General features: G+C 36.8%; 21 protein-coding genes and 1 other annotated feature. Of the genes, 12 read left to right on the forward strand and 9 right to left on the reverse strand.

Annotation, left to right across the window (positions count from 1 at the left end; translation table 11 throughout):
• Window positions 1-42 precede the first annotated feature (42 nt).
• The 7 genes from ACQRD5_RS05605 to ACQRD5_RS05635 all read right to left on the reverse strand — a co-directional run bounded on the left by ACQRD5_RS05605 (window position 43) and on the right by ACQRD5_RS05635 (window position 5,766).
• Window positions 43-1,983 (reverse strand): DNA polymerase, encoded by a 1,941-nt coding sequence (locus tag ACQRD5_RS05605; RefSeq protein WP_427746577.1) that lies wholly within the window; start codon window positions 1,981-1,983, stop codon window positions 43-45.
• 302 nt (window positions 1,984-2,285) lie between these two features.
• Entirely contained in the window at window positions 2,286-2,471 is a 186-nt protein-coding gene (locus ACQRD5_RS05610; protein WP_427746578.1) for a hypothetical protein, read from the reverse strand.
• 14 nt (window positions 2,472-2,485) lie between these two features.
• The gene (locus ACQRD5_RS05615; protein WP_008978724.1) at window positions 2,486-3,058 is read right to left on the reverse strand and encodes a DUF2815 family protein; all 573 of its coding nucleotides are present in this window, start codon (window positions 3,056-3,058) and stop codon (window positions 2,486-2,488) included.
• On the reverse strand, window positions 3,059-4,189 hold the full coding sequence (locus ACQRD5_RS05620; protein WP_427746591.1) for a DUF2800 domain-containing protein: 1,131 nt from the start codon (window positions 4,187-4,189) through the stop codon (window positions 3,059-3,061). It abuts the gene before it with no gap.
• Entirely contained in the window at window positions 4,179-4,502 is a 324-nt protein-coding gene (locus ACQRD5_RS05625; RefSeq protein WP_427746579.1) for a DNA ligase, read from the reverse strand. The genes ACQRD5_RS05620 and ACQRD5_RS05625 overlap by 11 nt, the downstream gene beginning before the upstream one ends.
• A gap of 311 nt (window positions 4,503-4,813) precedes the next feature.
• Window positions 4,814-5,323 carry a sigma-70 family RNA polymerase sigma factor gene (locus tag ACQRD5_RS05630; protein ID WP_427746580.1) on the reverse strand — a complete coding sequence of 170 codons (510 nt, stop codon included), beginning with the start codon at window positions 5,321-5,323 and terminating at the stop codon, window positions 4,814-4,816.
• Between the two features lie 251 nt (window positions 5,324-5,574).
• The gene (locus tag ACQRD5_RS05635) at window positions 5,575-5,766 is read right to left on the reverse strand and encodes a hypothetical protein (RefSeq protein ID WP_427746581.1); all 192 of its coding nucleotides are present in this window, start codon (window positions 5,764-5,766) and stop codon (window positions 5,575-5,577) included.
• 256 nt (window positions 5,767-6,022) lie between these two features.
• Here ACQRD5_RS05635 and ACQRD5_RS05640 point away from each other — a divergent pair, with 256 nt between their 5' ends.
• The 9 genes from ACQRD5_RS05640 (at window position 6,023) to ACQRD5_RS05680 (ending at window position 20,365) form a co-directional block, all read left to right on the forward strand.
• Window positions 6,023-6,811 (forward strand): hypothetical protein, encoded by a 789-nt coding sequence (locus ACQRD5_RS05640; protein ID WP_427746582.1) that lies wholly within the window; start codon window positions 6,023-6,025, stop codon window positions 6,809-6,811.
• Window positions 6,812-6,827: 16 nt separating this feature from the next.
• Window positions 6,828-7,037, forward strand: coding sequence for a helix-turn-helix domain-containing protein (locus ACQRD5_RS05645; protein ID WP_427746583.1), 210 nt, complete (start codon window positions 6,828-6,830; stop codon window positions 7,035-7,037).
• 102 nt (window positions 7,038-7,139) lie between these two features.
• Window positions 7,140-9,149, forward strand: a complete 2,010-nt coding sequence (locus tag ACQRD5_RS05650) for a type I restriction-modification system subunit M (protein WP_427746584.1) — start codon at window positions 7,140-7,142, stop codon at window positions 9,147-9,149.
• A 140-nt stretch (window positions 9,150-9,289) separates the two neighbouring features.
• Window positions 9,290-10,549, forward strand: a complete 1,260-nt coding sequence (locus ACQRD5_RS05655) for a restriction endonuclease subunit S (protein ID WP_427746585.1) — start codon at window positions 9,290-9,292, stop codon at window positions 10,547-10,549.
• Window positions 10,550-10,552: 3 nt separating this feature from the next.
• Entirely contained in the window at window positions 10,553-13,576 is a 3,024-nt protein-coding gene (locus ACQRD5_RS05660) for a type I restriction endonuclease subunit R (protein ID WP_427746586.1), read from the forward strand.
• 21 nt (window positions 13,577-13,597) lie between these two features.
• The gene (locus ACQRD5_RS05665) at window positions 13,598-14,527 is read left to right on the forward strand and encodes a HamA C-terminal domain-containing protein (protein WP_427746587.1); all 930 of its coding nucleotides are present in this window, start codon (window positions 13,598-13,600) and stop codon (window positions 14,525-14,527) included.
• A complete protein-coding gene (locus ACQRD5_RS05670; RefSeq protein WP_427746588.1) occupies window positions 14,524-17,169 on the forward strand; it encodes a DEAD/DEAH box helicase in 2,646 nt (881 codons plus the stop codon). Before ACQRD5_RS05665 ends, ACQRD5_RS05670 begins: the two co-directional genes overlap by 4 nt.
• Window positions 17,169-18,989 carry a DUF262 domain-containing protein gene (locus ACQRD5_RS05675; protein WP_427746589.1) on the forward strand — a complete coding sequence of 607 codons (1,821 nt, stop codon included), beginning with the start codon at window positions 17,169-17,171 and terminating at the stop codon, window positions 18,987-18,989. Before ACQRD5_RS05670 ends, ACQRD5_RS05675 begins: the two co-directional genes overlap by 1 nt.
• Window positions 18,990-19,012: 23 nt before the next feature.
• Window positions 19,013-20,365, forward strand: coding sequence for a YecA family protein (locus tag ACQRD5_RS05680; protein WP_412611496.1), 1,353 nt, complete (start codon window positions 19,013-19,015; stop codon window positions 20,363-20,365).
• 489 nt (window positions 20,366-20,854) lie between these two features.
• On the opposite strand, the gene ACQRD5_RS05685 is transcribed toward ACQRD5_RS05680, so the two are convergent.
• The gene (locus tag ACQRD5_RS05685; protein WP_291628333.1) at window positions 20,855-21,667 is read right to left on the reverse strand and encodes a DUF5661 family protein; all 813 of its coding nucleotides are present in this window, start codon (window positions 21,665-21,667) and stop codon (window positions 20,855-20,857) included.
• Between the two features lie 254 nt (window positions 21,668-21,921).
• On the opposite strand from ACQRD5_RS05685, the gene ACQRD5_RS05690 reads away from it, so the two are divergent.
• Window positions 21,922-23,271 (forward strand): radical SAM protein, encoded by a 1,350-nt coding sequence (locus tag ACQRD5_RS05690; RefSeq protein ID WP_427746590.1) that lies wholly within the window; start codon window positions 21,922-21,924, stop codon window positions 23,269-23,271.
• A 260-nt stretch (window positions 23,272-23,531) separates the two neighbouring features.
• On the forward strand, window positions 23,532-24,335 hold the full coding sequence (locus ACQRD5_RS05695; RefSeq protein ID WP_291628327.1) for an alpha/beta hydrolase: 804 nt from the start codon (window positions 23,532-23,534) through the stop codon (window positions 24,333-24,335).
• Window positions 24,336-24,473: 138 nt separating this feature from the next.
• On the opposite strand, the gene ACQRD5_RS05700 is transcribed toward ACQRD5_RS05695, so the two are convergent.
• Window positions 24,474-24,683, reverse strand: a complete 210-nt coding sequence (locus ACQRD5_RS05700; RefSeq protein WP_291628325.1) for a cold-shock protein — start codon at window positions 24,681-24,683, stop codon at window positions 24,474-24,476.
• A gap of 225 nt (window positions 24,684-24,908) precedes the next feature.
• Window positions 24,909-25,133: a binding site (T-box leader), on the forward strand.
• Window positions 25,134-25,197: 64 nt separating this feature from the next.
• On the opposite strand from ACQRD5_RS05700, the gene ACQRD5_RS05705 reads away from it, so the two are divergent.
• Window positions 25,198-26,772 carry an ABC transporter substrate-binding protein gene (locus tag ACQRD5_RS05705; RefSeq protein ID WP_291628323.1) on the forward strand — a complete coding sequence of 525 codons (1,575 nt, stop codon included), beginning with the start codon at window positions 25,198-25,200 and terminating at the stop codon, window positions 26,770-26,772.
• Window positions 26,773-26,830: the final 58 nt, after the last annotated feature.

Genomic DNA, 26,830 nt, shown 5'->3' on the forward strand with positions numbered 1-26,830 from the left:
AATTTCCCACTGGAGATGAACGCTCGATTTGAGCGGAGATATTTAATCTTTTTTGTAAAAAGGTGTGGTGTATCCATCTGCACGAAGAAGTAAGCCTTTAGCCCAAGGCGGTGTTCGGCCCATCTGTTCACAGATTGCATCAAGAGATACCTTCGGGTCTGCTTCGATAACAAGTTCATCATGAATATGCATCACGATGGAGCAGCAGCGTAGTGTTTTCATGGCATAGCACAAAATATCACGAGCAGTTGCCTGTACAATATTCTCGACGAACTTCGGCCCGTAAGAATCGAGGCGTTCCCATTTCTTAGTTCCACCAACGCCTTCATAGGTGATGCAGGAACCTCCGAACTTATTGGTTCCGATTTTCGGCTTCACATAAGCGAGCTTTCTGCCTGAAGGAAGAGTGATGAACAACATACCGCTTTTGCAAGAGAAGGTCAGTCCATAATCTGTAGTGGTATGTTTATATTTAACAGCTTCCATAACAGCACGGTCGACTGCCCACCAGAATTCAACGATACGAGGGTTGGCTTGTCTCCATGCATCAACAAGAGCAGGAAGTTCATCTTCACTAAGGCCCATGTCAAGAGCGCCCATTGCTTTTAAGGCACCGACACTGCCTCCATATCCAAGTGCCAGTTCAGCAATCTTACCTTTTTGACGCAAGTGACCATTGATTCCGTGCTTTTCAACAGGAACCTTAAACATCTGAGACGCAGAAGCGCAGTAGATGTCGCCGCCATTTTCAAAGACCTGTTGCCTCCAAGATTCACCTGCAAACCATGCGATAACACGTGCTTCAATAGCAGAGAAATCAGCAACATAAAATAGAGAATCTTCTCTAGGAATAAATGCAGTTCTAATAAGCTGGGATAATGTATCTGGCACATCTTCATATAAGAGTTCAACACCATCAAAATCACCGCTTCTTACAAGACTTCTTGCTTCTGATAAATCAGGCAAGTGGTTTTGTGGAAGGTTCTGCAACTGGATATTACGACCGGAGAATCTACCGGTTCTGTTTGCTCCATAGAATTGAAACATGCCGCGTGCACGGCCATCGCTGCAGACAGTTTTCTCCATAGCCTGATATTTACGCACAGATGATTTGGCAAGCTGCTGACGAAGGGTAAGTACATCAGCAAGATTATCTGGTGCATCCTTTAAGAGTTCAGCCACAGCTTTCTTATCAAGACTATCTGTCTCGATGCCATTATTCGATAGCCATTGCTTCATCTGCTGGACGGAGTTTGGATTTTCAAGTGCAGTCATATCTTTTATGGCAGCGGTTAACTCTTCACGTGAACGAGTATCCATTGCAATTGCCTGCTGCACCAATTCCATATCAAGTCTGACACCACGGTCGTTGATTTCTTGGTCGATATGGTATTCCTCCCAGACTTCATCAGGCACCGGGAATTTACGAAGCTTGTGCTGGATACCCATCTCAGTTTCTACATCTCGGATGTTATAACGCTTGAAGGCTTCCCATTTATCAGGCGCATGAAAATGGCGATTTCTCGTTCTACCACCATTCGATTTTGTTGCAGCACAAGGCTGGCAGAAATATTTGATGAGGTCTTTTCCCTCTGTGAGCTTCTGCTGTTCAAGACCTAATACAGCACCGACACCTTCCAGAGATAAAGGAAGTCCCATTGTGGCGGCCCATATCATGGAACAGCGCCAACTTTCAGGAGATAGATAAGTACCAGTAGGGTACCCAAGAAATCTTGAAAGACAGATACGTTCAAATGCTGCATTGAAGGCCCATTTGATAACAGCATCATCTTCAAGTGCAGCAATTATCTCTTCAGGAATTGTTTCATCACAGGCTAAGTCAATCACCTGAACCGGCTGACTATCGACACTGTAGGCGAAGAGTAATATTTCAAAATTATCGGACTCGCAGTAACGATACACACCAGTCTTTGGAAGCGGTACATCACTGTAAGTCTCGATATCAATACTTAATGTTTTCATTAGCTTGTCCTTTCTATAACACAAGCGGCAGAGAGGTTATGTTCCTTCCTGCCGCCTGCTTGATGTTATTTACCAGAGCGCCATTTACGCCAATCTGCTGCCAGCTTCTTATATGCATAGATTACAATCTGTGCGATAAACTTGAATACGTGATAGAACACATATCCATAGACAACGAAGATAAGAGTGTAGCAGACGGAGTAAACAATAATCTGGTTTGCGATATTAATCATATTATCCATTGATTGTCACCTCGTTTTCATAATCCCGGAGATGACTGGATGCCACCTCCGGTTGGGTATTTATTTGCTGTATTCCTTCATGCGAGCTTCGTGATATTCAAGGTCACGCTTGTCCTTGTCAGCTTCGCGCTGTTCACGCTTGTGGTCGTTGATGAAGTTCTGGATAGCAGTGATAAGGAATACCACGCTAAATACAAGCCAGATAGAAAGAAGGATGATGATAAGGATAGCTTCAATCATTTCCATAGTCGACACCTCCATTAATCAAGGAAATCGTCATCTTCATCAGATGCGAAATCAGACTCAGCACTTGCTTTACCGCCAAGAGGCTCACCATCGCGAATCTTCTGTAAGTTGTTAAGTCCACAAGCGATTCCCTTATTACCAGAGCTGTTGAAAGCATAGAAGCTGATGCTAGCACGTCCGTAGACACCAGAATAAACTTCAGAGCGAGTAAGGATAGGATTGCGGTCTGCATCTACGATACCCGGTGCAGATGTAGCGTTGGCGTTGACGAAGTATGCATTGGCATAGGCTGCATCATCAGGTCTTTCAAGGTCACCATCACGAAGAGGTGTCTTGATGACAGAAAGAGCAGGAACAGACTTACCATTACCCTTAAGCTTGCTTTCGCCTTCCTTATAGGCAGCTTCGATAGCAGCTTTAATCTTGGCAACAGTCTTTGTGTCAGACTTAGGGATGATAAGAGATACGCTGTACTTAGGTGTACCTCCGTTGATTGACTTAGGCTCCCAGACGTTAGCGTAAGACCAACGAGTGTCAGGGCCAGTGATTACCTTCATAGGATTAGATACTTTTACATTCTTGTTCATTTAATTTTCCTCCATAAAATCAGATTTTGCGTTGTTCATAGCCGGACGCTTATCGCTTTCCGGAACGAGAGTAGGTTTGCCTTGCGGCTTTTCGATGTAGGCTGCAAGAAGTTCATCGAAGCGAGATTTACCTAAAAGCTTCTGCATGGCTGTGATACCAAGAAGCTTCTTTTCATAAGGGTCAAATCCTGCATCTGTGACTGCTTCAATTACTGCAGCTTCATTTGAGTACTTGCGGTTAGAACGACCTTCGACTAACTTCCAGCCAGTCCATTCCTTACCGCTGATTGCCTGCTGAAGAGCGTATTCCTTAATATCGGATGCCCATGATACAAGCTCATCCACACGAGATAAGATGACTTCAATTTCTGTATCCTCCAAAAGTGGTGGAAGCTTGAAATCATGCTGTGCAAGTAGAAGATTAGCTTCTGCTCTGGCACGACATTCATGCTTGGCCTTACAGAAACCACACCATTCTCCACAAAGGAAGTTGCCATCACCGGCAAAGGCAAGTTCTGCAGTTGGCTTCAACACCTCATCGGCCCAAGAGTATAAATCTTCTTTGCTTAATTCATAGGTAGAGATGTTCTGACGACGAGGCTGATAGATGGTCATGCTGACGTTATCAATGTCGTAGATGTCATCGAACAGTTCCAGAGCGCCAAGTGCATAACATTTCATCTGTGGGTTATCTTCGGCTGATACAAGGACACCAAGTCCGTGTTTGTAATCAATGATGCGAAGAGTACCATCTGCGATGATGATGCAGTCGGCGGTTCCAAATCCCTGTTCAACCCAGCGTGAGAAATCAACTCTCTGTTCAATTAAGACTACTGGGTCTGCGCAGGTTTCTTTGGCGGCTTCTACCTGTTCAAGGATGTAGGATGCATAGCCATTAGCGCAGTCATCCATTTCCTCGTTGTACCATGTTAAGTTTTCGGTAGGGTCTGAAGCTTTCATGTTTAATGCTTTACGAACCTTGTACTCGCAAAGCTCATGAGCATCAGTACCTTCGGCAGCATAGTTGCTACCTTTGTCTTCGTAGGTTTCACATAACCTTGCTGAAGGTGGACAGTGAAGCCAGCGATGTGATGCTGAAGCGGATAAGACCGCATGTGCTTTACTTGCCATCATCCAGTTCCTCCGCATCCTTTAACAAGGCTTCATAGTGTTTAGGGTCTACACCGGATAACTTCTTAGCTCCATATTTCTGAAGCAGAGTACGGATAGCAGCTGTATGTCCTGCACGAGACTTTTCTGCTAAGACAGCACGTACCTCTTCTAATGTAAGTTCCGGTTTCTTTTCTGTTTTTGCTTCTGCTACCGGAGTCGCATCAGCATCTGAGCTAAACTGTGCAGCTAACCAATTGGCTGCTTCATTAATAGCAGCGGCTGCATTGCGTAACTTTTCGATAGTCATAGCCATATCGCTCATTTTGCTCATGGTGAATTTCTCCTTCCTTAGATTGTCTTTGCTTTGCGAGGATTGTCATATTTCTCGCCATTCTTGCTGATACCTGACTGATTGCTTTAAGTACTGCAATCACTTCAGCGTCGGTACCACCGGAATCGAAGTAGTGTTCTCTCATCGTCGTCACCTCCCATCTGTGTTAGTTGCAAGGCTTGTTGTTTCGTGCCTTACACTTTTCCACTGGAGAGAGGGCGACGATTTGAGCGGAGAAATTTTGAAAAAAGTTAAAATCCCTCTGACAATCTTTTGATAGACGGTCAGAGGGACGAGTTGCTACCTATGTATTAGTAGCCGCGAACCTTATGAAGTTCGGTTCTGATTTTCTTCATCTGGTCTGCAAAGGTACGCTGTTTACGACCTAAGCGTTTAGCAATTTCTCTGTCGGAGATAGAGCAGTCGTCTTTCCAGTATTCGATAATCTTATCCGCGTCCGGGTCGAGTTCTCTTAAACGCTGGAAGAGCTGTTCTAATAAGATTCTGTCGCTGATGACTTCTTCCATTAAGTCAGGAGTAGCAAGCTCTTCTGATTCAAGAAGGGTGCGTCCATCTTCAGTCATTGGTGCATCAAGTGAAAGAAGCCTATAACCTAAATGATGTTCACAATTCTCACAATCACCATCACAGGCCCAGATGAACTGCTTAGGGCACTTGCAGCGATGATAGTACTGTTCCTTCTTACGGATGCGAGTTGCTTCACGATAGAATTCCTGAAATTGCTGTTCAGTACAAGGAACCTTTTCCTTGAGTGAACGGATGTAGATGAATCTTTGACTCTGATTGTCTTTGTTTGCCATGTCTTTTACCTCCGTTGGCTTGAATTTCCAAGCGGAGTAAAGAAGCATGGCTGCCAGTATTAATATTCATAGTTGGTCACCTCATGCGGATAACTCCGCTTTGTTTCTGGTGACCAGCTCGTTTGCTAAGCTGGCACTGTATTTACTTGTTAGACCTTTCTATCAATTGCAAACACACCACGTGGCCACGAAGATGGTGAATTGGTAGTTGGGCCAGACAGTTTAACGTCGTGTCCGGGACGGTTATTTATTTAGTTGTCATTGGCTATCTGCTCTAAGTCAGCGAAGACTTCGCTGTAATAGCAGGAAGCTAAGTTGTGTAATCCAGTTGCTTCATATCTTGCGAAGACCGAATTAACAACAGCAGAACCATACTCGGCTGCCACTATGGAAGCGGCATTCTCGATATTGGTTTTCCACATTTCGATTTCATGCTTCTGCATTTTCTAATCCTCCTTTTTGAAAGAGTTAGAATCGATTCTGTAATAGTTATACCAAGCGAAAAAGACACTTAAAATTGAGCCAAATACAGAAAAAAAGACACTTTGGACACTTTGAAAGACACTTTTTTGAATGCCGGTTATTGTCGGTTTATAATGATTTACAATTTGTTAATATGGCAAAGGATTGATTTTTGTTGGTTTTTGGTATATAATGTAGAGTGATTTATTGTAAATATCTGTAGGAGGTGGTGCTTGAGTGAAACTTGAAGATATATGTAGATGTGTTTACCCTGCCTGTCCTAATATAAAAAGCCAAGATAAGTTCATAATTGCTTTATTCACAGCGAGTGGAGACGGTAATGTATCAAAGAGTTATGCCAAGCAGCTATTTACAGGTGCTAAAGGATTTGTGTTGAATCAGAAGTATCCGCTTAGAGGAAAAGAAAACTATGATTCTCTGGTACAGTTCTTTGAAAACCAGATAAATGATGCAGATGCAGTTTTATTAGAATGGGGAGTTCCTGTTAAGGATGAGCCAAATAAAAAAGCGTTAGCCATTGCACTAACGCGACAAATGAAATTACTAATTGATAGTGATTCCGAAGACGTAGATGATACGGTGATTCTTGATTACCAGCAGATAAAACTCGAAGGTATTGATTTAAAAGATAAGGAATACAGGCAACCGCTATATAAGGGTGATAATGTTTCTGTTTATCAAAATACAAGACATGAGATTGCCAGTTATGATTCTGTGACGCATACATGGGAATTGATGAATACCGGAAAGATTGTCTGGACTGGAAGAAAATTAGTAAATAAACGCGGCCCTAAAGATAGGCCCGAAGCGCATCCCGATGTTATTGATATTCCGGATGTAAAGCCGAATGAAAGAATAAAAATAACCACGACCTTTGATGGACGTGGCTTCGATGGAGTAACACATTGTAAGTGGGAAATGCAGGATTCTGATGGAGAGAATTGTTTCCCAGAAAGAGATTCGTTATTTTGCGTAACGATAGACGCAAAGTTTAAGCGCAATTAGAGACGGAGGTAAACGCGTGAAAGAACAAGCTATTGAAAAATGGTCAACCTTGAAAGAAGTTCAGGAATATTTAGGTGTTGGTCGTGACACCATTTTGCAGTGGATTGCAAAAAGAAATATGCCAGCATATAAAGTTGGTCGCCTCTGGAAATTTAAACTATCAGAAGTTGATGATTGGATTCGTTCCGGTGGCGCTGCAGATGATAATTCTGTGACAGATGAATAAGCTGTCCGTTTTTTAGGACACATGATTTTATAGAATTATGATGTGGGAGTGTACCTACCATCAAAAAGACAAAATTAGTCAAAGAAAGGTATGGATGAAAATATGGATAATCAAGTACACAATGCGATTGTGAGTTTTATATGGGGAATTGCTGATGACTGTCTGCGTGACGTGTATGTTCGCGGTAAGTATCGTGATGTTATTCTTCCGATGACAGTTATTCGTCGTCTTGACGCTATGTTAGAGGATACTAAACCAGCAGTTCTTGCGATGAAGGAAAAAATGGACGCAGCAGGTATAACTAACCAGTGGCCAGCTCTTTGTAATGCAGCAGGTCAGGCTTTCTGCAACTCATCACCATTCTTATTAAAAGACCTTACAAGTCGAGCTAAGAAGCAGACTCTGAAGGTTGACTTCGAAGCCTACTTAGATGGATTTTCACCTAATGTGCAGGAAATATTGGAAAAGTTCAAATTCCGCAATCAGATTGATACGATGATTGATGCCGATATCCTTGGTGCAGTTATTGAGAAGTTTGTTTCGCCTACTATCAATCTTAGTCCAAAGCCTGTATATACAGATGATACTATGAGCACAATTAAGCTTCCGGCTTTGGATAATCATGGTATGGGCACAGTATTTGAAGAGTTAGTTCGTAAATTTAACGAAGCAAACAACGAGGAAGCTGGAGAACACTGGACACCTCGCGATGTAGTTGACCTTATGGCTGATTTGATTTTTATGCCAATTGCGGACCAGATTATGGATGCTACATATTCATGTTATGACGGTGCCTGCGGTACTGGTGGTATGCTTACCGTTGCGCAGGATAGAGTTATGACTCTTGCAAAAAGAAGAAATAAGAACGTTTCTATTCATCTTTTTGGACAGGAAATCAATCCAGAGACTTATGCGATTTGTAAGGCTGATATGCTCTTGAAAGGTGATGGTGAACAAGCTGAACATATTGCTTATGGTTCGACTTTATCTGCAGATGGAAATGCTTCTCGTCAGTTCGATTTTATGCTTGCTAATCCTCCATACGGAAAGAGCTGGAAAACAGATGCTGAGAAAATGGGCGGTAAGAAGGATATTCTCGATAGTAGATTCAATACTTATTTGGAAGATGGAACACAACTTACTATGATTCCAAGAACAAGTGATGGTCAGCTTCTTTTCTTATTGAACAATGTGGCAAAAATGAAGAATGACACTCCGCTTGGAAGCCGCATTGCTGAGGTTCATAATGCTTCCTCCTTATTTACTGGAGATGCTGGTTCAGGAGAAAGTAATGCGAGAAGATATATGATTGAAAATGATTTAGTGGAAGCAATCATAGCTCTTCCAGATAACATGTTTTACAACACACCGTTGGGAACGTATATCTGGGTGTTATCAAATAAGAAGGAAGAAAGAAGAAAAGGAAAGATTCAGCTTATTGATGCATCATCAATGAAATCTCCGCTACGTAAAAATATGGGTAAGAAAAACTGTGAATTATCAGAAACTATCAGAAAAGAGATAATTAGAATTTTTCTTGAGATGGAAGAGAGCTCAGTCAGTCATGTTTTTGATAACGATGAATTTGCTTTTTGGTCAGTAACAGTTGAAAGGCCTTTAAGACTTAGAGTATTCCCAGAAAAGAAAATACCGAGAACATTATTTAAGAAAGAAGAAGAGTACGAACAAGTAAAGCTTGTTTTGAAGTCCTTAAGTAGTAGTGCTCATTTGGATGATTGGAGTGCTTTCTCAAAAGAAACAAAACTTAAGGCTGTCTTACTCAAAAAAATACGCCCATATATTACCGAGAAAGATCCATCTGCTAAAGCGATTGCTGGCGAGGCTGATGCTGACTTGAGAACAACAGAGATTATACCTTTTAAGTATGTTGGAGGAATTGAACAATTCATTGAGAATGAAGTATTTCCTTATGCTCCAGATGCATGGGTTGACGATAAGTCGATTAAAATTGGTTATGAATTATCCTTCATTAAGTATTTCTATAGGCCTATGGAACTGAGAGATATGAAAAGCATAGTTGAGGAGCTCAAACTTTTGGAAAAGGAAACAGATGGTATGCTTAGTGATATTTTGGAGGGATTAGAGGAATGAAAAAATACGAAAACTATAAACCTTCAAATATTGGATGGATGGGAGATGTTCCTGAACACTGGGATTTACTCAGAATAAAGCGAATTTTTCAAGAAAGGAAAGAAAGAAATAATCCAGTTGTAACAGATTTTATTCTTTCTTTGACGGCTAAGCAGGGCGTTGTTCCAGTTGCTGAAAAAGAAGGTGCTGGAGGAAATAAACCTAAAGATGATTTAACATTATATAATGTTTGTCGCGAAAATGATTTACTTGTTAATTGCATGAATGTTGTATCTGGAGCAGCTGGAGTTTCAAAGTGGGTTGGTGCTATAAGTCCAGTTTACTATGCCCTTTTTCCAAGAGACGAACAACAATGCAATGTTTGGTATTATCATCGAATTTTTAGATTGATTACTTTTCAAAGAAGCTTACTTGGGTTAGGAAAAGGCATTTTAATACATGAATCGAGCACCGGAAAGTTAAACACTGTTCGAATGAGAATTTCAATGGATTACTTGAATAATGTTCTTTTGCCAATTCCTCCTAAGGATGAACAAGACCAAATAATAAGATATTTGGATTGGCAACTATCAAAGATTAATAAACTGATAGCGACAAAACGAAAAGAAATCGCAAGAATAAATGAGCATTTACTTTTTTCGGTTAATAGTGCTGTAACTCACGGAATAAGAGGTACAGAGCTTAAAGATAGTGGTGTTTTTTGGATGGGAGATATCCCTAAAAATTGGAAACCAATTAAAATAAAATGGTTATTTGATGAAACAAATGAAAGAAATGTAAATGGAGATTTGGAATTGCTTACTTTTAGCAGAAAAAGAGGGTTAATTCCTTTTTCAGAAGCATCTGACAAAGAACCAAGTGCATCTGATTTAACTAATTATCGAAAAGTTGTGCCGGGACAATTACTTGAAAATAGAATGCAAGCATGGAGCGGAATGTTCATATGTGTAACTTGTGAAGGATGCGTATCACCGGATTATAGTGTATTTAATCCTTCAAAAGATAGATATGTAAATGTTAAATTTTATGAGTATGTATTCAGAAATCCTTTTCAAGTGGAACAATTTGCTAATGCTTCAAGAGGAGTTGGTAGTGGATTTAATCGACTATATACCCCAGCTTTTGGTGCTATATATACTGTATATCCCCCACAAGAAGAACAGGATGAAATTGTTGATTATTTAGATAATTTGAAGAAGAAATATCAGGTAACTATAGAAAAAATAGAGGCCGAAATTGAAACTTTACGTGAGATGAAGAACAAACTCATTTCTGATGTTGTTACAGGGAAAATAGATGTTAGAAATATAGTAATACCTGAATATGATTATATTGATGAAACAGATGATGACTCTGATGATGAAGATTTAGATGAGGAGTCAACTGACGAGGAGGTGTAAATCGTGGCATTTACAAACACAAAAGAAAGTGGTCTTGAAGCCTTAATTGTGAAATGGCTTGTTGAGCAGAATGGCTATGAGCAAGGCACCAACGCAGACTATAATCGCGATTATGCTATTGATGAAACTCGTTTGTTCCGCTTTCTTCAGGACACTCAGCCGGATTCTTTAGATAAGCTTGGAGTTTTTAAATCAGAAATCAAGAAGAATCAGTTCTTGAACCGTTTACAAGGTGAAATTGCTAAAAGAGGAATTATTGATGTTCTTCGTAATGGTGTTAAGGTCTATCCTGCCAGCTTGATTATGTTCTATTTGATGCCTACTGAAAATAATGCAAAAGCCAAGGAAATGTACGAAAAGAATATTTTCAGTGTAACAAGACAGCTGATGTATTCTAATGACTCTACAAGACTGGCCCTTGATATGTGCATCTTTATCAATGGGCTTCCTGTTATTACATTTGAGCTAAAGAATCAACTTACAAAGCAGGATGTTGATGATGCTGTTCAGCAGTATAAAGATGACCGCGACCCAAAAGAACTTTTATTCCAATTCAAGCGTTGTATGGTACATTTTGCTGTTGACGATGCTCGTGTGAAATTCTGTACGAAACTTGATGGCAAGAACAGCTGGTTTCTTCCTTTTGATAAGGGATATAACGATGGTGCAGGAAATCCTCCTAATCCGGATGGAATCATGACTGACTATCTTTGGAAGGAAATCCTCACAAAGAATAAGTTGAGCAGAATTATTGAAAACTATGCGCAGGTAGTAGTTGAAGAAGACCCAGATACTAAGAAAAAGACTGTAAAACAAATATTTCCTCGTTATCATCAGCTGGATGTTGTTGAAAAGCTATTAGCTGATGTCAAGGAAAATGGTATTGGGAAGAGATATCTGATTCAACACAGCGCAGGTTCTGGTAAGTCAAATTCCATTTCTTGGCTTGCACATCAGCTTATTGAATTGGAGCAGGACGGACATCCAATGTTGGATTCGGTTCTTGTAGTTACAGACCGTAGAATTCTCGATAAACAGATAAGAGATAATATTAAGCAGTTCATGCAAGTGGCAAACACTGTAGCATGGGCTGAACATTCCGGTGACTTACGAGATGCCATCAAAGATGGAAAGCGTATTATTATAACTACAATAGAAAAGTTTCCTTATGTGGTTCCGGACATTGGTGCTAAGCATAAAAATAATAAGTTTGCAGTAATTATTGATGAAGCACATTCTGGTCAAAGCGGAAGAAACTCTGCACAGATGAACCTTGCTCTGTCTGGTCTTGCATCTGATGATGAGATGGACAACGAAGATAAAATTAATGCAATGATGGAAGGAAGAAAGCTGTTAACAAATGCAAGCTACTTTGCTTTTACAGCAACTCCAAAAAACAAGACATTGGAGACCTTTGGTGTGCCATATCAAGACGGAGATGAAATAAAGCACCGACCATTCCATGTATACACAATGAAGCAAGCTATTCAGGAAGGTTTTATTCTGGATGTACTGAAGTATTACACACCGATTGCAAGCTATTATAAGCTAATGAAAACTGTGCAGGATGACCCGATGTTTGACAAGAAACGAGCGCAGAAGAAATTAAGAGCGTTTGTTGAAAGTGATAGCTACACGATTGCTCAGAAGGCAGAAATGATGGTTGAGCATTTTCACGAACAGGTTATTTCAAAAGGAAAAATCGGTGGACAAGCTCGTGCTATGGTTGTTACATCAAGCATACCTCGTTGTATCGAATATTACTATGCAATAAACAAATGCCTTGCAGCAAGACATAGTCCATATAAGGCTATCGTAGCTTTCTCTGGAGAGCATAAGTATCAGGGACAGGAACCGGCGTTGACATCAGCCTCAATGAATGGTTTTACAGATGCAAAGATTCCAAAAACATTGAAAACAGACCCTTATCGTCTGCTTGTTGTTGCTGATATGTTCCAGACAGGATTTGACGAGCCTTTATTGCACACAATGTACGTGGATAAGATGCTTTATGATATTAAGGCAGTTCAAACGTTATCGCGTCTGAACAGATGTCATCCGATGAAGCATGATACTTTTGTCTTGGATTTTGCAAATAAGCCAGAGATGATTGAACAATCATTCTCACGATATTATAGAACAACATTGTTGTCTGGTGAAACAGACCCTAACAAGCTGTATGACCTCATAGCAACAATGGAAGGATATCAAGTTTATTCAAACGACCACGTGGAAAAACTTGTAGACCTGTATTTAAATGGTGCTGAAAGAGATATGCTTGACCCTATTCTTGACGCTTGCACCGTTGTTTATAAAAATCTTGATACTGAAGACCAGATTAAGTTCAAAAGTTCAGCAAAGGCGTTTTGCCGTACTTATGGATTCCTTGGTGCGATTTTACCTTATGGTGATGCTGAGTGGGAGAAACTTTCAATATTCTTGAACCTACTTATTCCAAAGCTTCCATCACCAAGAAACGATGATTTCTCAGAGGGTATTCTTGATGTAATAGACCTTGATAGTTATCGTTTGGAAGCGCAGGAATCTATGTCTATTAAGTTGGAAGATGCTGATGCAGAAGTGGCTCCGGTTCCAGCTGGTAGTACGGGACATATTGTTAATCCTGAAATGGATTTATTATCTATTATTCTGAATGACTTTAACGATATGTTTGGAAACATTGACTGGAAGGAGCCAGATAATGTTCGTAGGCAGATTATTGCAATTCCGGACATGGTTGCGAAGGACGAGAAGTATCAGAATGCTATGAAGAATTCTGATAAACAAAATGCTCGTATGGAAAGTGAACGTGCATTACAGCAGGTTATCTTCTCAGTAATGGCAGATAATATGGAACTTTTCAAACAATTCCAAGACAATCCTTCTTTCAAGAAGTGGCTGTCAGATATGGTATTTAACATGACATATGAGCCAAATGCTGGAAGCAAGATTGTAAAGTATCCAGAACCAAAACCAACAATGAGTATGGTAGCTGAAGATACAGTTCCATACGGAGACAAAAAATAAAAATGATGAAGGAGGCGCAGTATGAGCGAGGCGTTATCTAAAACATTACATGGCGATTTCGACTCAGTCTTTCACGAAGTTACACAGCCGGAAAAGGTGGCGTGGACGACTGAAGGACAACTGCGCCTGTTTCATTTGAAAATCAGAAACAATAAGTTTAATCCAGAAGAGATGAAAACTCTTCTATATCGTAATATTGGCGAGTATGTATTCTCACGCGCCAGAATAGAGAGATTTAAGGTTACCGGAGATGCCTTCGCTGTTGGGGCACAGGCAATCCGAGTTCTTAATAAAAATGGTGGTGCCGATGTTAAGGGTACTGGAGCTGAACTTGGTGAAATGCTCCTATATTCCTTTTTAGAGGAAAAACTAAACGCACCTAAGTTAATGAGCCGCGTTGAATTATCTACTGATGCTAAGCAATATGCAAGCACTTGTGATGGCATCCATTTGTTGACAAGCAAAACATCTGGTCTGCCATATCATCAGGTTGTGTTTGGAGCATCAAGTATTGTTGGCGACTTAACATATGCGATTGATGCTGCTTTTGACAGCATTCTTGAAATTGAAAACAACGAAGATAAAGAGCTCCATATGGTTGACAATGTTATTTTTGACCGCTTACTTAATGAAGATGAAGTGGAGCTTGCTAAGGAAATCTTTCTTCCATCACCGAATAAGACCACATCATACAATACATCATACGGAGTTTTTCTGGGGTATACGATTGGTCTTGACCCGACAAGGTACAGTGTTGCTGAATTCCCTCAGATAGTTGAGGAGAAATTGCAGGAAGATATCAGACGTAATATCGATTATATATTGAAAAAGATTAATGATAATTTCCTAGGACAGCATTCGTTCTATTTCTATGTGCTTCCATTTAATGATGCAGAAGATGAAAAGAAAGCGATTATGGAAGCTGTTATGAAGGGAGATGTTGACCTATGAGTGAAAAGAAGTCATTAGGAGAAGCTTTATTTGTCGACATCGAAAGTAACGCTTATCTAAATGAATTGCATGAAAAAATACTGTACAACTATGCTTTGAAGTTGTTTCAGTTAGAAAAGCAGAAAAGCCCTAAAGAATTTGAACTTAAGGATGCGTTACGTTTTGCAGATTTACTTTCAAAGTCTACACATCCAACTAGAAGCGACATACATAAAATGTGGGCACAGGAGTTGATAATACTCCTTAATGAAATCGATTCAGATAATCCACTGGTCAAATTATATGCTGGTTCAGTGTTTTCAAGCACTGGTAATCATCAAGGCTTACAGCTTATTAATTCTGAATATGAGAACATAAATACTTTTGAGAAAATCTTTGCGCAATTTAGGAATGACTATCTTACAATTCCAGCTGCACCGGAGATGAAGTTCTTCAATGCTCAAAAGGAAGCCTATGACCATTTATCTGACCCATGCTTCAGTTATTCTGGGCCAACATCAATGGGAAAATCATTCATAATGAGAATGTTCATTAAGGATGAAATCATGCACGGTTCGCAAAAGAACTATGCATTAATTGTTCCTACCAAAGCGCTTATAAATGAAGTAAGAGCAAAGGTTATAAAAGACCTTGAGAATAATCTCGAAAATTGTAACTACCGTGTTGTGACCGCAGCTAGTGATATTGCTTTGGAAGAGGAGCATAACTTTATTCTGGTTCTTACACCGGAACGATTATTATATTTGTTGATAAGCAAGCCAGATTTGCAGGTGGATTATTTGTTTATTGATGAGGCACATAAGCTTTCTGGTAAGAATAGCCGAGGCCCATTCTACTATAAAGTTGTAGACATGCTTCTTCAAAGAGATAGGAAGCCACATTTTATATTTGCTTCGCCGAATATACCAAATCCGCAGGTATACCTTCGCTTGATGAATGACATCATTGAAAACAACGATGAAAGTAAACTTGCAACCACTTATTCTCCGGTTGTACAGGTGAAGTTCCTGATGGATTTCATCAATGGTAAAATTGATATCTACAATGAACGTACCAATAAAACAATCAATATTGCAAAGATAGGTACCGGATTAGATAAATTAAATAAGATGCTTCTGTTATTTGAAGGCAAGAATCTTAGATTACCACCTGAACAGAGAAGTCAAACTATTGTTTATTATAATGGCAGAACCAAGGCCATAGCAGCTGCAAGAGATTTTGCAGATTCACCCGGTGTAAATGATAAGAATGACCCGGAATTAGATTCTCTATCACGAGATATAATGCAGGAAGTTCATGGAGATTATTATCTTGCCGGAATGATAAAGAAAGGCGTGGCTTACCATATTGGTTATTTGCCGGCTTCTATACGTACACGAATTGAAGAGTTGTTTCAAAAAGGTAATATTACCACGATGTTCTGCACCAGCACTTTATTAGAAGGTGTAAATCTTCCGGCAGACAATCTCTTCATCACAGATAATAAGATTTTCCGTAGAAAAATGAATCCTGTGGATTTCAGAAACCTGATAGGTCGTGTTGGACGTATCAGTTACAACTTATATGGAAATGTTTTCTTTGTGTCTGAAGATAGGTCAGTAGCTGCAGAAAGCTATATTGACATGCTGCAAGCACCAGTTCCAGAACAGGAGCTTTCCATTACTACTAACCCTGATGTGTTAAAGAAGATTGAGAAAAAATACATAGCGGACATTCTTAAAACTGGTAGTTCCGAAATACCAAGAAGACGAGATGACCAATCAGATGAATCTTATGTTATGATGCGAAAGTTTGGTTTGATTCTGCTTCGTGACATTATGGAAGAACGTGACAGCCTTGTTCATAGAGAATTTGCTGACTTCTTTACAGTAGAAGATGAAGTTGCCATCAGAGAAAAGTTTAAGGAGTCACCAACTTTACCAGATGATGATATCAACACATCGGTAGACCAAACGAAGAAACTAATTATCGCTATCAAGCAAGGCCTAACATATCCACCTTGTAATGGTGGTTTTGTATATGCAGATGTTATTGAGTTTTTTAATAAGCTGTCGGATATTTTTGATTGGCCAATTTATGAGAAATCTACGTTAGGAAGCGAATCAAAAAGAAAGTGGTATGCGGTTATCCTCTGTCAATGGATGGAAGGCTCAGGATTGAGCTATATCATGAAGAGAGCTATTGAATATCATAAAAACCATCCGGATAATTTCAGGGTGTCGGCATATCAGCCGCCTACCACATATAATGATAGGTCGAAGGAACACAGAAATGTGGTTTTTGCAGATACATTAGAAGTAATTGAAAATGTTATCTTGTTTAGCATTTCGAACTACTTCCTGAGATTTTCAAACGAATATAAAAAGGTTCACGACGTTACCGAGTTTGATAATAACTGGTATGAATATGTTGAATTCGGAACGACTAATCCGTTAACGATTTTATTGCAGAGAAATGGTTTCTCACGAGAATCGGCAACATATATCCGAAATCATAAAGATGAATATGTTGTTCATGATGGTAGTGGTGGTGAATTAAAATTAAAAAGCTCGTTGCTTACATGTGGCAATACGAGCGTAATGACAGAAGCAGCCAGCATTAAGTTTAATGTTCCGGGACTGTTTCTGGAGGAGGACGCCTAATGAAGAAAATTGAAGGTTCACCTAAGAATCTAAAACAATTATTACAGAATACGAAATATTCTATTCACTATTATCAGCGTGAATATATGTGGCAGCGTAAGCACATAGAAGAATTGATTGATGACCTTACATCAGAATTCTTGGAATATTATAAAACAGATGACCTAAGACAAGCTGTAGCTGATTACGGTGCATATTTCATGGGTTCTATTGTTCTGGCCGGAAGAGAAAATGCAATCATTGATGGCCAGCAGAGATTCTCGTCTTTGACACTATTGTTGATGTACCTTAACAACAGATTAAAGACCATCGGCCAGAGTTATAACATGATTGAGACTATGATTTTCTCAGAATCCTTTGGTACAAAGTCTTTCAATATCAACGTTGATGACCGTCAGGATTGTATGAATGCAATTTTCAACGATACTGATTTTGATACTACAGGTGCCGGAGAATCAGTAAAAAATCTTTATGGCCGTTATCAAGATATTCAGGATGTTTTCCCAGCTGATATTACAGATGATATGTTGCTGCATTTCTGCGATTGGGTTGCGGAAAAAGTATTCTTTATAGAAATTGTAGCAACAACTGAGCAGGATGCTCATAAAGTATTTGTTACAATGAACGACCGTGGTTTGAGCCTTACATCTACAGAAATGTTAAAGGGTTATATTCTTTCAGAAATCAAATCTGATTCATCACGTGAAAAGATGAATGGTATTTGGAAGGATAAAGTTCTTACATTGAAAAAAGATGATGACAAGGGTGACGAGACATTTATTAAAGCTTGGCTTAGAGCTCACTATGCAGAAACAATCCGTGAGACAAAAGCCGGTGCAGTAAATAAGGATTTCGACATCATCGGTGGTTCCTTCCATAAATGGGTGCGAGATGAACGCGATAAGTTAGGGCTTAATGGTTCCGATGATTTTGAGCTGTTCATAAAGAAATTTGCAAAATTCGCAGAGGTTTATGAGCGCATTCGTCAGGCTGAAACAACCTTTGCTGAAGAAACAAAATATGTATATTACAATGCGCAGGTTAACTTCACATTACAGCCACAGCTTTTACTGGCTCCTGTATGCTATGAGGATTCATGGCCAGTAATCATCGAGAAAATTAATTTGGTAGCTAGATTTATAGATGTGCTAATTGTATCCAGAGTGACTAATTATCGTTCTGTTGATTACAGTACAATCAAAAACTTCGTTTTCAATGTAACCAAAGATATCCGTATGACAGATATTCCTACATTGAAACAGAAATTAGAACAACAGTATATCAATCTTGCTTTTGACCCTGCAGCAGCATTAAGTGATTTGAGACTTAACAGTTTTACAAAGAAATACATCAAGAACATTCTTGCACGTATTACTGGTTTCATCGAGGAGCAGACTGGTGTTGCATCAAACTACTGTAATTATATGAATACTCAAACAAAGAATCCTTTCGAGATTGAACATATTATTACAGACCACTATGAATGGTTTACTGCAGAGTATTCTGACCAAGATGATTTTAGACGCTGGAGAAATAGTATCGGTGCGTTACTGCTTCTTCATAAGAGCATTAATGCCAGCTTAAATGATGCAAAGTATGATTATAAACTGAAGAAATATTGTTCTAACGAAGGCAATATCTATACTGAATCGCTTGGTGATTTGGCATATCAGAATAATCCTAAATTTAAGAAGTTCATTGCAGATAACAATCTTGGATTCAAATCGTATGCTTCATTTGGCAAAAATGAGATTACTGAGAGAATAGCAGTACTCGTTGATTTGGTAAAACTCGTTTGGAATGATGATATGTTTATGTAATCCAGCTAAAGGAGGTAGGTTTCATGGTTTTTAATACCTTTATTAAATGCCAAGTTTGCGGCAGCATCACTAGAATCCGCTTGCAAGTTGGCTGGCAAGAAGAACATCCGATAGAAGTTGCGTGTGGTAAATGTGGAACCTCCTTGTCTGGTAGCGTTAAGATAGGACAGGAGCATCCGGGGTTAAGTTTTTCATTCGATAATGCAGATGATGTTCAAGATGCAGAAGCTGATTATATTGTTGAGTGCTCCGGAGAGTTTCCTACTGTAAAACAAGGAAAAGCAGCAGAATTAGAAGGGCTAGTGATTACACCGTTTATTCGATATATGAATTGCATGAAAACGGATGACTCTTATGAGGAATTTGGACAAGATGTGTCTAGACTGAATGCAACAGCCCAAAAATGGAAGAGTTATAAGAGAATTCTAACATTAGCCAAAAACAATAGCGAATATCTAACTCAAGAAATTCAAAAGGAGTTTTCTGGTCAGTTCTTTCAATGTAGAGATGAATCTGAAACGCTAAGAGCTGTTCATATGATTGAGGTGCATGGTCTTTACTCATCATTAAGAAAAGATATCCTTAATGACCTTTCGTTTAGTGCCGGAATAATGAAAATGGATTCAGCGCAAATGAAGAGTTTGATTGATTTCCTTAATTCTCATGATGGCTTCCACCTCGAAGAATTGCAGGAATTAATTTACAAGGTCTATGATGAGTTTATGGCCGTATATCAAAGACTTATACCTGCGTTTGCATTACAATACTGTAAAGATAATTCTTTTGATTTTGAACACGAAGGCTCTACAACAAGCAGCTTTGATAGTGTAAAGCAGTTTTATCTGGATGTTTATGAAGCATTAGGTAATTTAATGATTATACCTGTAGCTCTCAATAATATTAAATACAGGTCTGACATCAATGCTATGAATCCGATAGAGAAGAATGTAAATTCTTTGGAGGACTATATTAAACTTACAAAAGCATCAAGATATCATTTCTGTTTGGACTCTGAAGTTTACACAGGCTTTTTGAAAATCCTAGTGAATGCGAAATTGAGAAATGCCATCGGTCATAATGATGTTGAATATAATTCAGTAGACCAGCTGATTACTTATATTCCTAATCCGAAAGACAGAACAAAAAAGAAAACTGAATACCTTCTTCAGTTTGAGAATGAAGCTATGCATATGTTCCAAGGTATATTAGGAATTTCGGAATATCTATACCGTTTGAGAGAACTTGCACTCATGTATGATGGTAAAATACCTCTCATGGTTCAAGAGCGGGCAAACTGGCCTAAGAAAATTGGACGCAATGAACCGTGTCCTTGCGGAAGTGGAAAGAAATACAAATTTTGCCACGGGAAGTCCTAAATAATAAGGTTGAGACGATGCCTTCTATGTGGAAACAGTTCTACTATGACTAATTCCCTAAAAGGCTAGTCCGGGCTTGAGGCGATGGAAGCTTATGTGCTGCTTATATATAGTAGCAACTAGAAAATCTCGCTATGTTTCCGACAACGAGAAGGGTTTAGGTTGCGGATTGAATAAGGGCAAAATGTGCCGATAGATATGTTTCCGAGAACAATCGAAAATCGGCTCAAAATAGGGCGATATGTTCCGATATTGCGACATCAATCAGCACGTATCGAGCCATATTGAATGTGTAGCCTTATTAGAAATAAATAATTAAAATAAAGGATTTCTGATGCTGGGCAGGAGTATATGCCTAATAACAGGAATCCTCTTTTTTAGGTGTGATAAGCAAGGGCAATAACTTAATGGTGAAAGTCTGGTTATCTAAGGGGATTTTAATATGCCACTAAATAAATTTATGGACTGGATAGGAGGTGTAATTTATATCTACAATAAAGGTTTTTGAGTTGACCAATAGTTTTTTGCTTCTTCTTCAAGTTTTTTAAGTCTAGTATAATAGTCAGGAAACTCTCTTAAATGAGCTAAGGCTATTTTACCAGTTAAAATAGGATTATCGTTAGTTACATTTGTAAGGGGTGATCTTCTGCCATGTTCTAATTCTACATCTAGTCCCATTCTAAATTGTTCAATATCAAACTTTTCATTTTTGAAATCAATGCCAAGCTCCTTGGCAATTTGTGTAGCTTCAGCAACTGTAAAACTTGTCTTAGAGGGAGAAATCATATTTCCCATATTTGTATTTGAAGTATGAAGCTTGTGTTCTAAGTTTAGATAAAGAATGTAGTCATATTTATGAGCATGCTTTAATTCATCTGTAAGTATTTCAAATACCATATCCCTATGATATCTATCAGGAATACCTGCTATTATATCTCTGTATTTTTCTACTGCAGCAAGTTCACCTAATTTAGATTTTTTAATGCCTTCAATATAGGACTGTGGTTTTTCAAAAGTAACGTTACTTTGTGATGGTGCTATCTTACCTGTGTAAAAAGAATATATTTCTTTAAAGTATTTATTGTGCTTTCTTTCATCATCTCTGATGCTGGTTATGATATCATTTTCTTCTTTAGTAGGAGTTAAAGAAAGAAGATAATCATAAAAAAGTTCATCTTCTCTTTCACCCTGAATGGCTTCTTTTACTAATGCCAATGCTTCATCTATAGTTTTATATGAATTTTCCATTTCGTGAATTCTAAAATAATTTTGAGGAATAAAGTTAGGGGTAGAATAATACATTAGTTTCCTCCTAGAGAAAGATTATTATGCCATTATTATATGATAGTATTTATGCGCTGATACATATTTAATAACATATAACAATTATAATATAATATCTTCCGCATACAGAATTATTACATAACAAAGGTTTCAATAGAAATCAAAAATATGTAAAAAATACAAAAAAATATATCTTATTATGGACTTTAGTTAAAAAATAGTATAAAATTAGATAAAATAACTTTTTTTTCCGCATAAAAGGAGGAGAATATATGAGATTAACTCATGCAGCAACTAGAAAGGCTTTGGGAACAACTATAGATGGTATATTGAAATATGTAAATAAAGATAAAGAAAAAAATTTATTGAAATTAGTAGATATATCAGAACAGTTTTTAGATGAGACTTTTAGTAAGGAGGCTTTTGATAAAGCTAGAAATCTTATAAAAAATCCTGATGGAAAGTGGATGAAATATTTAGACAGAGCACTAAATGAATTAGATCCACATGTAATAAAAATGACAGCTTTAAATTTAGGATTTGAAGCTGGATTTAGTGGGTATAAAAAAACATTAGAATTGCAAAAGAAATATAATTGTAATATACCATGGATTATACTTATGGACCCCACTAGTGCTTGTAATTTAAAGTGTACAGGCTGTTGGGCAGCAGAATATGGACATAAGTTAAATTTAAGCTTTGAGGATTTAGATAGTATTATAACTCAAGGAAAAGAACTTGGTATTTATTTTTATATGTATACTGGAGGAGAACCATTAGTTAGGAAAAAAGATTTAATTAAGTTATGTGAAAAGCATAATGATTGTGCTTTTCATGCTTTCACTAATGGTACATTAGTAGATAAAGAACTTTGCGAGGAAATGGTTAGAGTTGGGAATCTATCGTTATCTATTAGCCTTGAAGGATTTGAGGAAGTTAATGATGGTAGAAGGGGAAATGGAATTTTTAATAAGGTAATGCAAAGTATGGATTTATTAAGAGAATATGGACTAATATTTGGAACATCTATATGTTATACTAGAAAAAATATAGATGTAGTGACATCAGATGAGTTCTTAGACTTAATTATTGAAAAAGGATGTAGATTCACTTGGTATTTCCACTATATGCCTGTTGGAAAGGATGCTGCCATAGACTTATTACCAACAAGTGAACAAAGAAAATATATGTATAAGAGAGTAAGAGAAATTCGTTCAATGGAAGGTGGAAAACCCATATTTGCTATTGATTTCCAAAATGATGGAGAATTCGTAGGTGGATGCATAGCTGGAGGAAGATGTTATTGTCATATAAATCCTAATGGAGATATGGAACCATGTGTATTTATTCATTATTCTAATGCTAATATACATGATAAGAGTCTTTTAGAATGCTTAAAGCAACCTATTTTTATGGCTTATAGGGAAGGACAACCTTTTAATAAGAATCATTTAAGACCTTGTCCCATGTTAGAAAATCCTGAATGTTTACAAGAAATTGTTAAAAAGACAGGAGCTAAGTCAACAGATCTTATGTCACCAGAATCAGTTGAACACTTATGTGGAAAATGCGTAGAATACTCAGAGGACTGGAAAAAGGTTGCAGATGAATTATGGAAATAAATTATAAAAATACAGAATTTATAAAATTAGTATGACTATTTAACTAATTTAATATTATATAAGTTGAAAATAGGATTTGTTTTTATAAAAGATCAAATCCTATTTTTGATGAAATTAATATAATTAGTAAAATTAAAAAAATATATAGGACTAAAAATTTTATCTATGGAAAATTATTATTATTTAATATATAATATAATGTATACTTTAGATATTTAAATATATAATAACAGAATAGAAAAAATTTTTAGGAGATAGGTATGGTTTTATTTGAAGTTAATTATTTTTCAAATACATTAGGAATTAATACTAAATTAAATGTTCTTTTACCTCAACAAAAATCTAATGAGATAGATTTTAAAGAGATAACAAGTACAGAAGGACAACCAGTATTATATTTATTACATGGTATGGGAAATGATGAAAGTGTTTGGATGAGAAGAACATCTATAGAAAGATATGCATCACAATATGGATTTGCAGTAGTAATGCCAACAACTCAATTAGGTTGTTACACTGATACTGCATATGGAGCAAAATACTGGACTTACATATCACAAGAACTTCCTAAATTTTGTAAAGAATATTTTAATAATTTTTCGGATAGAAAAGAAGATACTTTTGTTGCTGGAGTGTCTATGGGAGGACATGGAGCACTTAAGTTAGCTTTAACTCATCCTGAGAATTTTAAAGCAGCAGCTTCATTATCAGGCCCCTTAAATATAGCTAGTGAATCAATTACAGAAGGTTTTAAAAATAAAAGAAAACCCTTTTGGGAAGGAGTATTTGGGCCATTAGAAAGTATTAAAGGATCAAGGAATGATTTAATTTATCTTTTAGATTCTTTAGCAAAAAATAATAAAATTCATGATATACCAAAAATATATTCTTGGTGTGGAAGAGAAGACTTTTTATATAAGAATAATTTAGAAATGGAAGATAAAATGAAGAGCTTAAAAGTAGATTGTAATTTCAATTATTCAGAAGGAGAACATAATTGGTCTTGTTGGGATAGAGAAATACAAAATGTATTGAAATGGTTTAGTGAAATAAGAAATAAATAAAAAGATTCCCCTTTGGATAACTATTATAATTCCGAATAAAATGAGTAATTATAACATTCAGTTTAGAAAGAGATAAATATTATATGACTGCGGCTTAGATTTTACAAAGTAGCAATGAATATAATATTTATCTCTTTTTTATAGTTTTTGCACGTTTGTAGCCATTGATCCTCTTTCATTTTCTTGAATATTGAAAGTTATATTTTCTCCTTCGTGAAGATCTTTATTAGGGCTCTTTTCTTTAATTTGAGAGTGATGAACAAAAACATCATCACCTTCATTACATGAAATAAATCCATACCCCTTTTCTATATTGTACCACTTTACTATTCCAGTGTATTTTTCCATTACGAAACCTCCAATAATAAATTATCACTATTTATTATTTATAAAAAATTAAATTTTAAACTTCCCAAATTAAATTTTCTTAAATAAAAGCATAGAAATAAACTATTTATGAGTATTTACTGATAGACTTACATAAAAATAGGTATATTTATTTTAAATTTCATTGACAAAAAACAATAATATTCATATAATATGAATATAAATATACAAGTAATCCGATAGGAATTATATGCAATGATAAGAAGAGTAGGTTAAGTAAAGCCTTCAGAGAAAAATCTCCTTGGCTGTGAGAGATTTAAGTGGAACTTAATTGAAATGCATCTTTGAGCACTTAAGTTGAAATAATAGTAGATTTAAGAGGGAATGCCCGTTATAGCTATAGGTAATTGAAGATTTATGCTATTGCATAAAAAACAGAGTGGAACCGCGTGTATTTAACTCGTCTCTGAATAAGGAGACGAGTTTTTTTATTTTCAAAATAATGCATAGAAATAATAATTTATGGAGGGTAAATATGAAATTTAAAAATTTATCAAAAATATTAACAGCAACAATAGCCACAGCAATGTTAATAACAGCTTGTGGAAATAAAGTAGATAATAATAGTACAGGAGAAACTTCAGCACAATCTGATTCATTTATATATGGTATAGCTGGTGATCCTGGAAATTCAGTAAATGTTATAACAACTAGTGATCGTTATGGATTAATGACTATAAAAGCATTATATTCACCACTATATATGTATAATGCAGATGGAATTAACTATTTTCTTGCAGAAAGCATGACACCATCAGAAGATAATCTAACTTACACAGCTAAGCTTAGAAAAGATGTTAAATGGAGTGATGGAGAACCATTTACAGCTGATGACGTTGTATTCACTTATGAAGAAATGTTAAAAGAAGAAAATGCAGGATGGGCATATAGCCAATTAATATTTAATGGAAAGCCTTTAAAAATTGAAAAAGTAGATGACTATACTGTTAATTTTATACTTCCAGAAGTTAGTGCTCCTGCTATGGAACTATTAGCCAATATATTCATTATGCCAAAGCATGTTTATGAAGGAGAAACTAATTTTGAAAACAGTGAAAAAAATGCTACTCCAGTAGGAACAGGTCCATATAAATTAGCAGAATATAAAGCAGGACAATATGTTAAGTTTGAAAAAAATGAAAATTATTTCCTTGGTAAAGCAAATATAAAAAATGTAATATTTAGAATAATACCAGATGCTAATACAGCTAAGCTTGCTTTACAAAAGGGAGAAATAAATGCTTTATCTGTTCAATCTAGCGACTTAAGCGATTTAACTAAGGGAGATAATTTAACTCCATATAAGTATGATGAAGGTAGAGTTGCTTATGTAGTTATTAATTCAAATTCAAAGAAATTACAAGATAAAAAAGTTAGACAAGCTATTTTTTATGGAATGAATAGAACAGATTTAATAAATGCTGCTTTTGGTTCAAAGGAATATGCAGAGAAAGCTTATACATTCTTACCAAATGGAAACCCATTCCATACAGATGATGTTGAACAATATAATTTTGATCAAGAAAAAGCTAAAAAGTTATTAGAAGAAGCAGGAGTTACTAATTTAACTGTTAAGTTTGGATATACTTCAAATGATGTTCCATCTCAAAAAGAAGCAACAATTATTCAACAAAATCTTAAAGCTATAGGCATCAATGTGGAATTGGCAGGACAAGAAGGAACAGCTTTAAGTCAACAAATGCTTAATGAAGAATCAGATTATGACATGTTCATTGGTGGATATATCATGGGAATAGATCCAGATACATTTAACTCATTATTTACTTCAGATAGTAAATATAATTATAGTCACTATAAGGATAAGGAAATTGATGATTTATTTAATGCTGGTAGAGTTGAAACTGATGAAGCAAAAAGAGTTGAAATATATAATAAGATCCAACAAAAATTACAAGATAATGCATACTTCTATCCAATGTTAGAAAACAAGAGAATAGTAGTTATGAGTTCTAACGTAACAGGAGTTGATGAAGCTAAATTAGTACCAGTTTATACTTTTGAAGATATGTCAAAATTAAGCTTTAAGTAGAATTTTAATTTTAATGAAGGTGCTGCATATTGCAGCACCATATAATTTTTGTTGGGGA

The organism is Clostridium sp. SGI.024 (assembly GCF_050315195.1).
In the GTDB taxonomy this organism is placed as follows: Bacteria; Bacillota; Clostridia; order Clostridiales; family Clostridiaceae; genus Clostridium.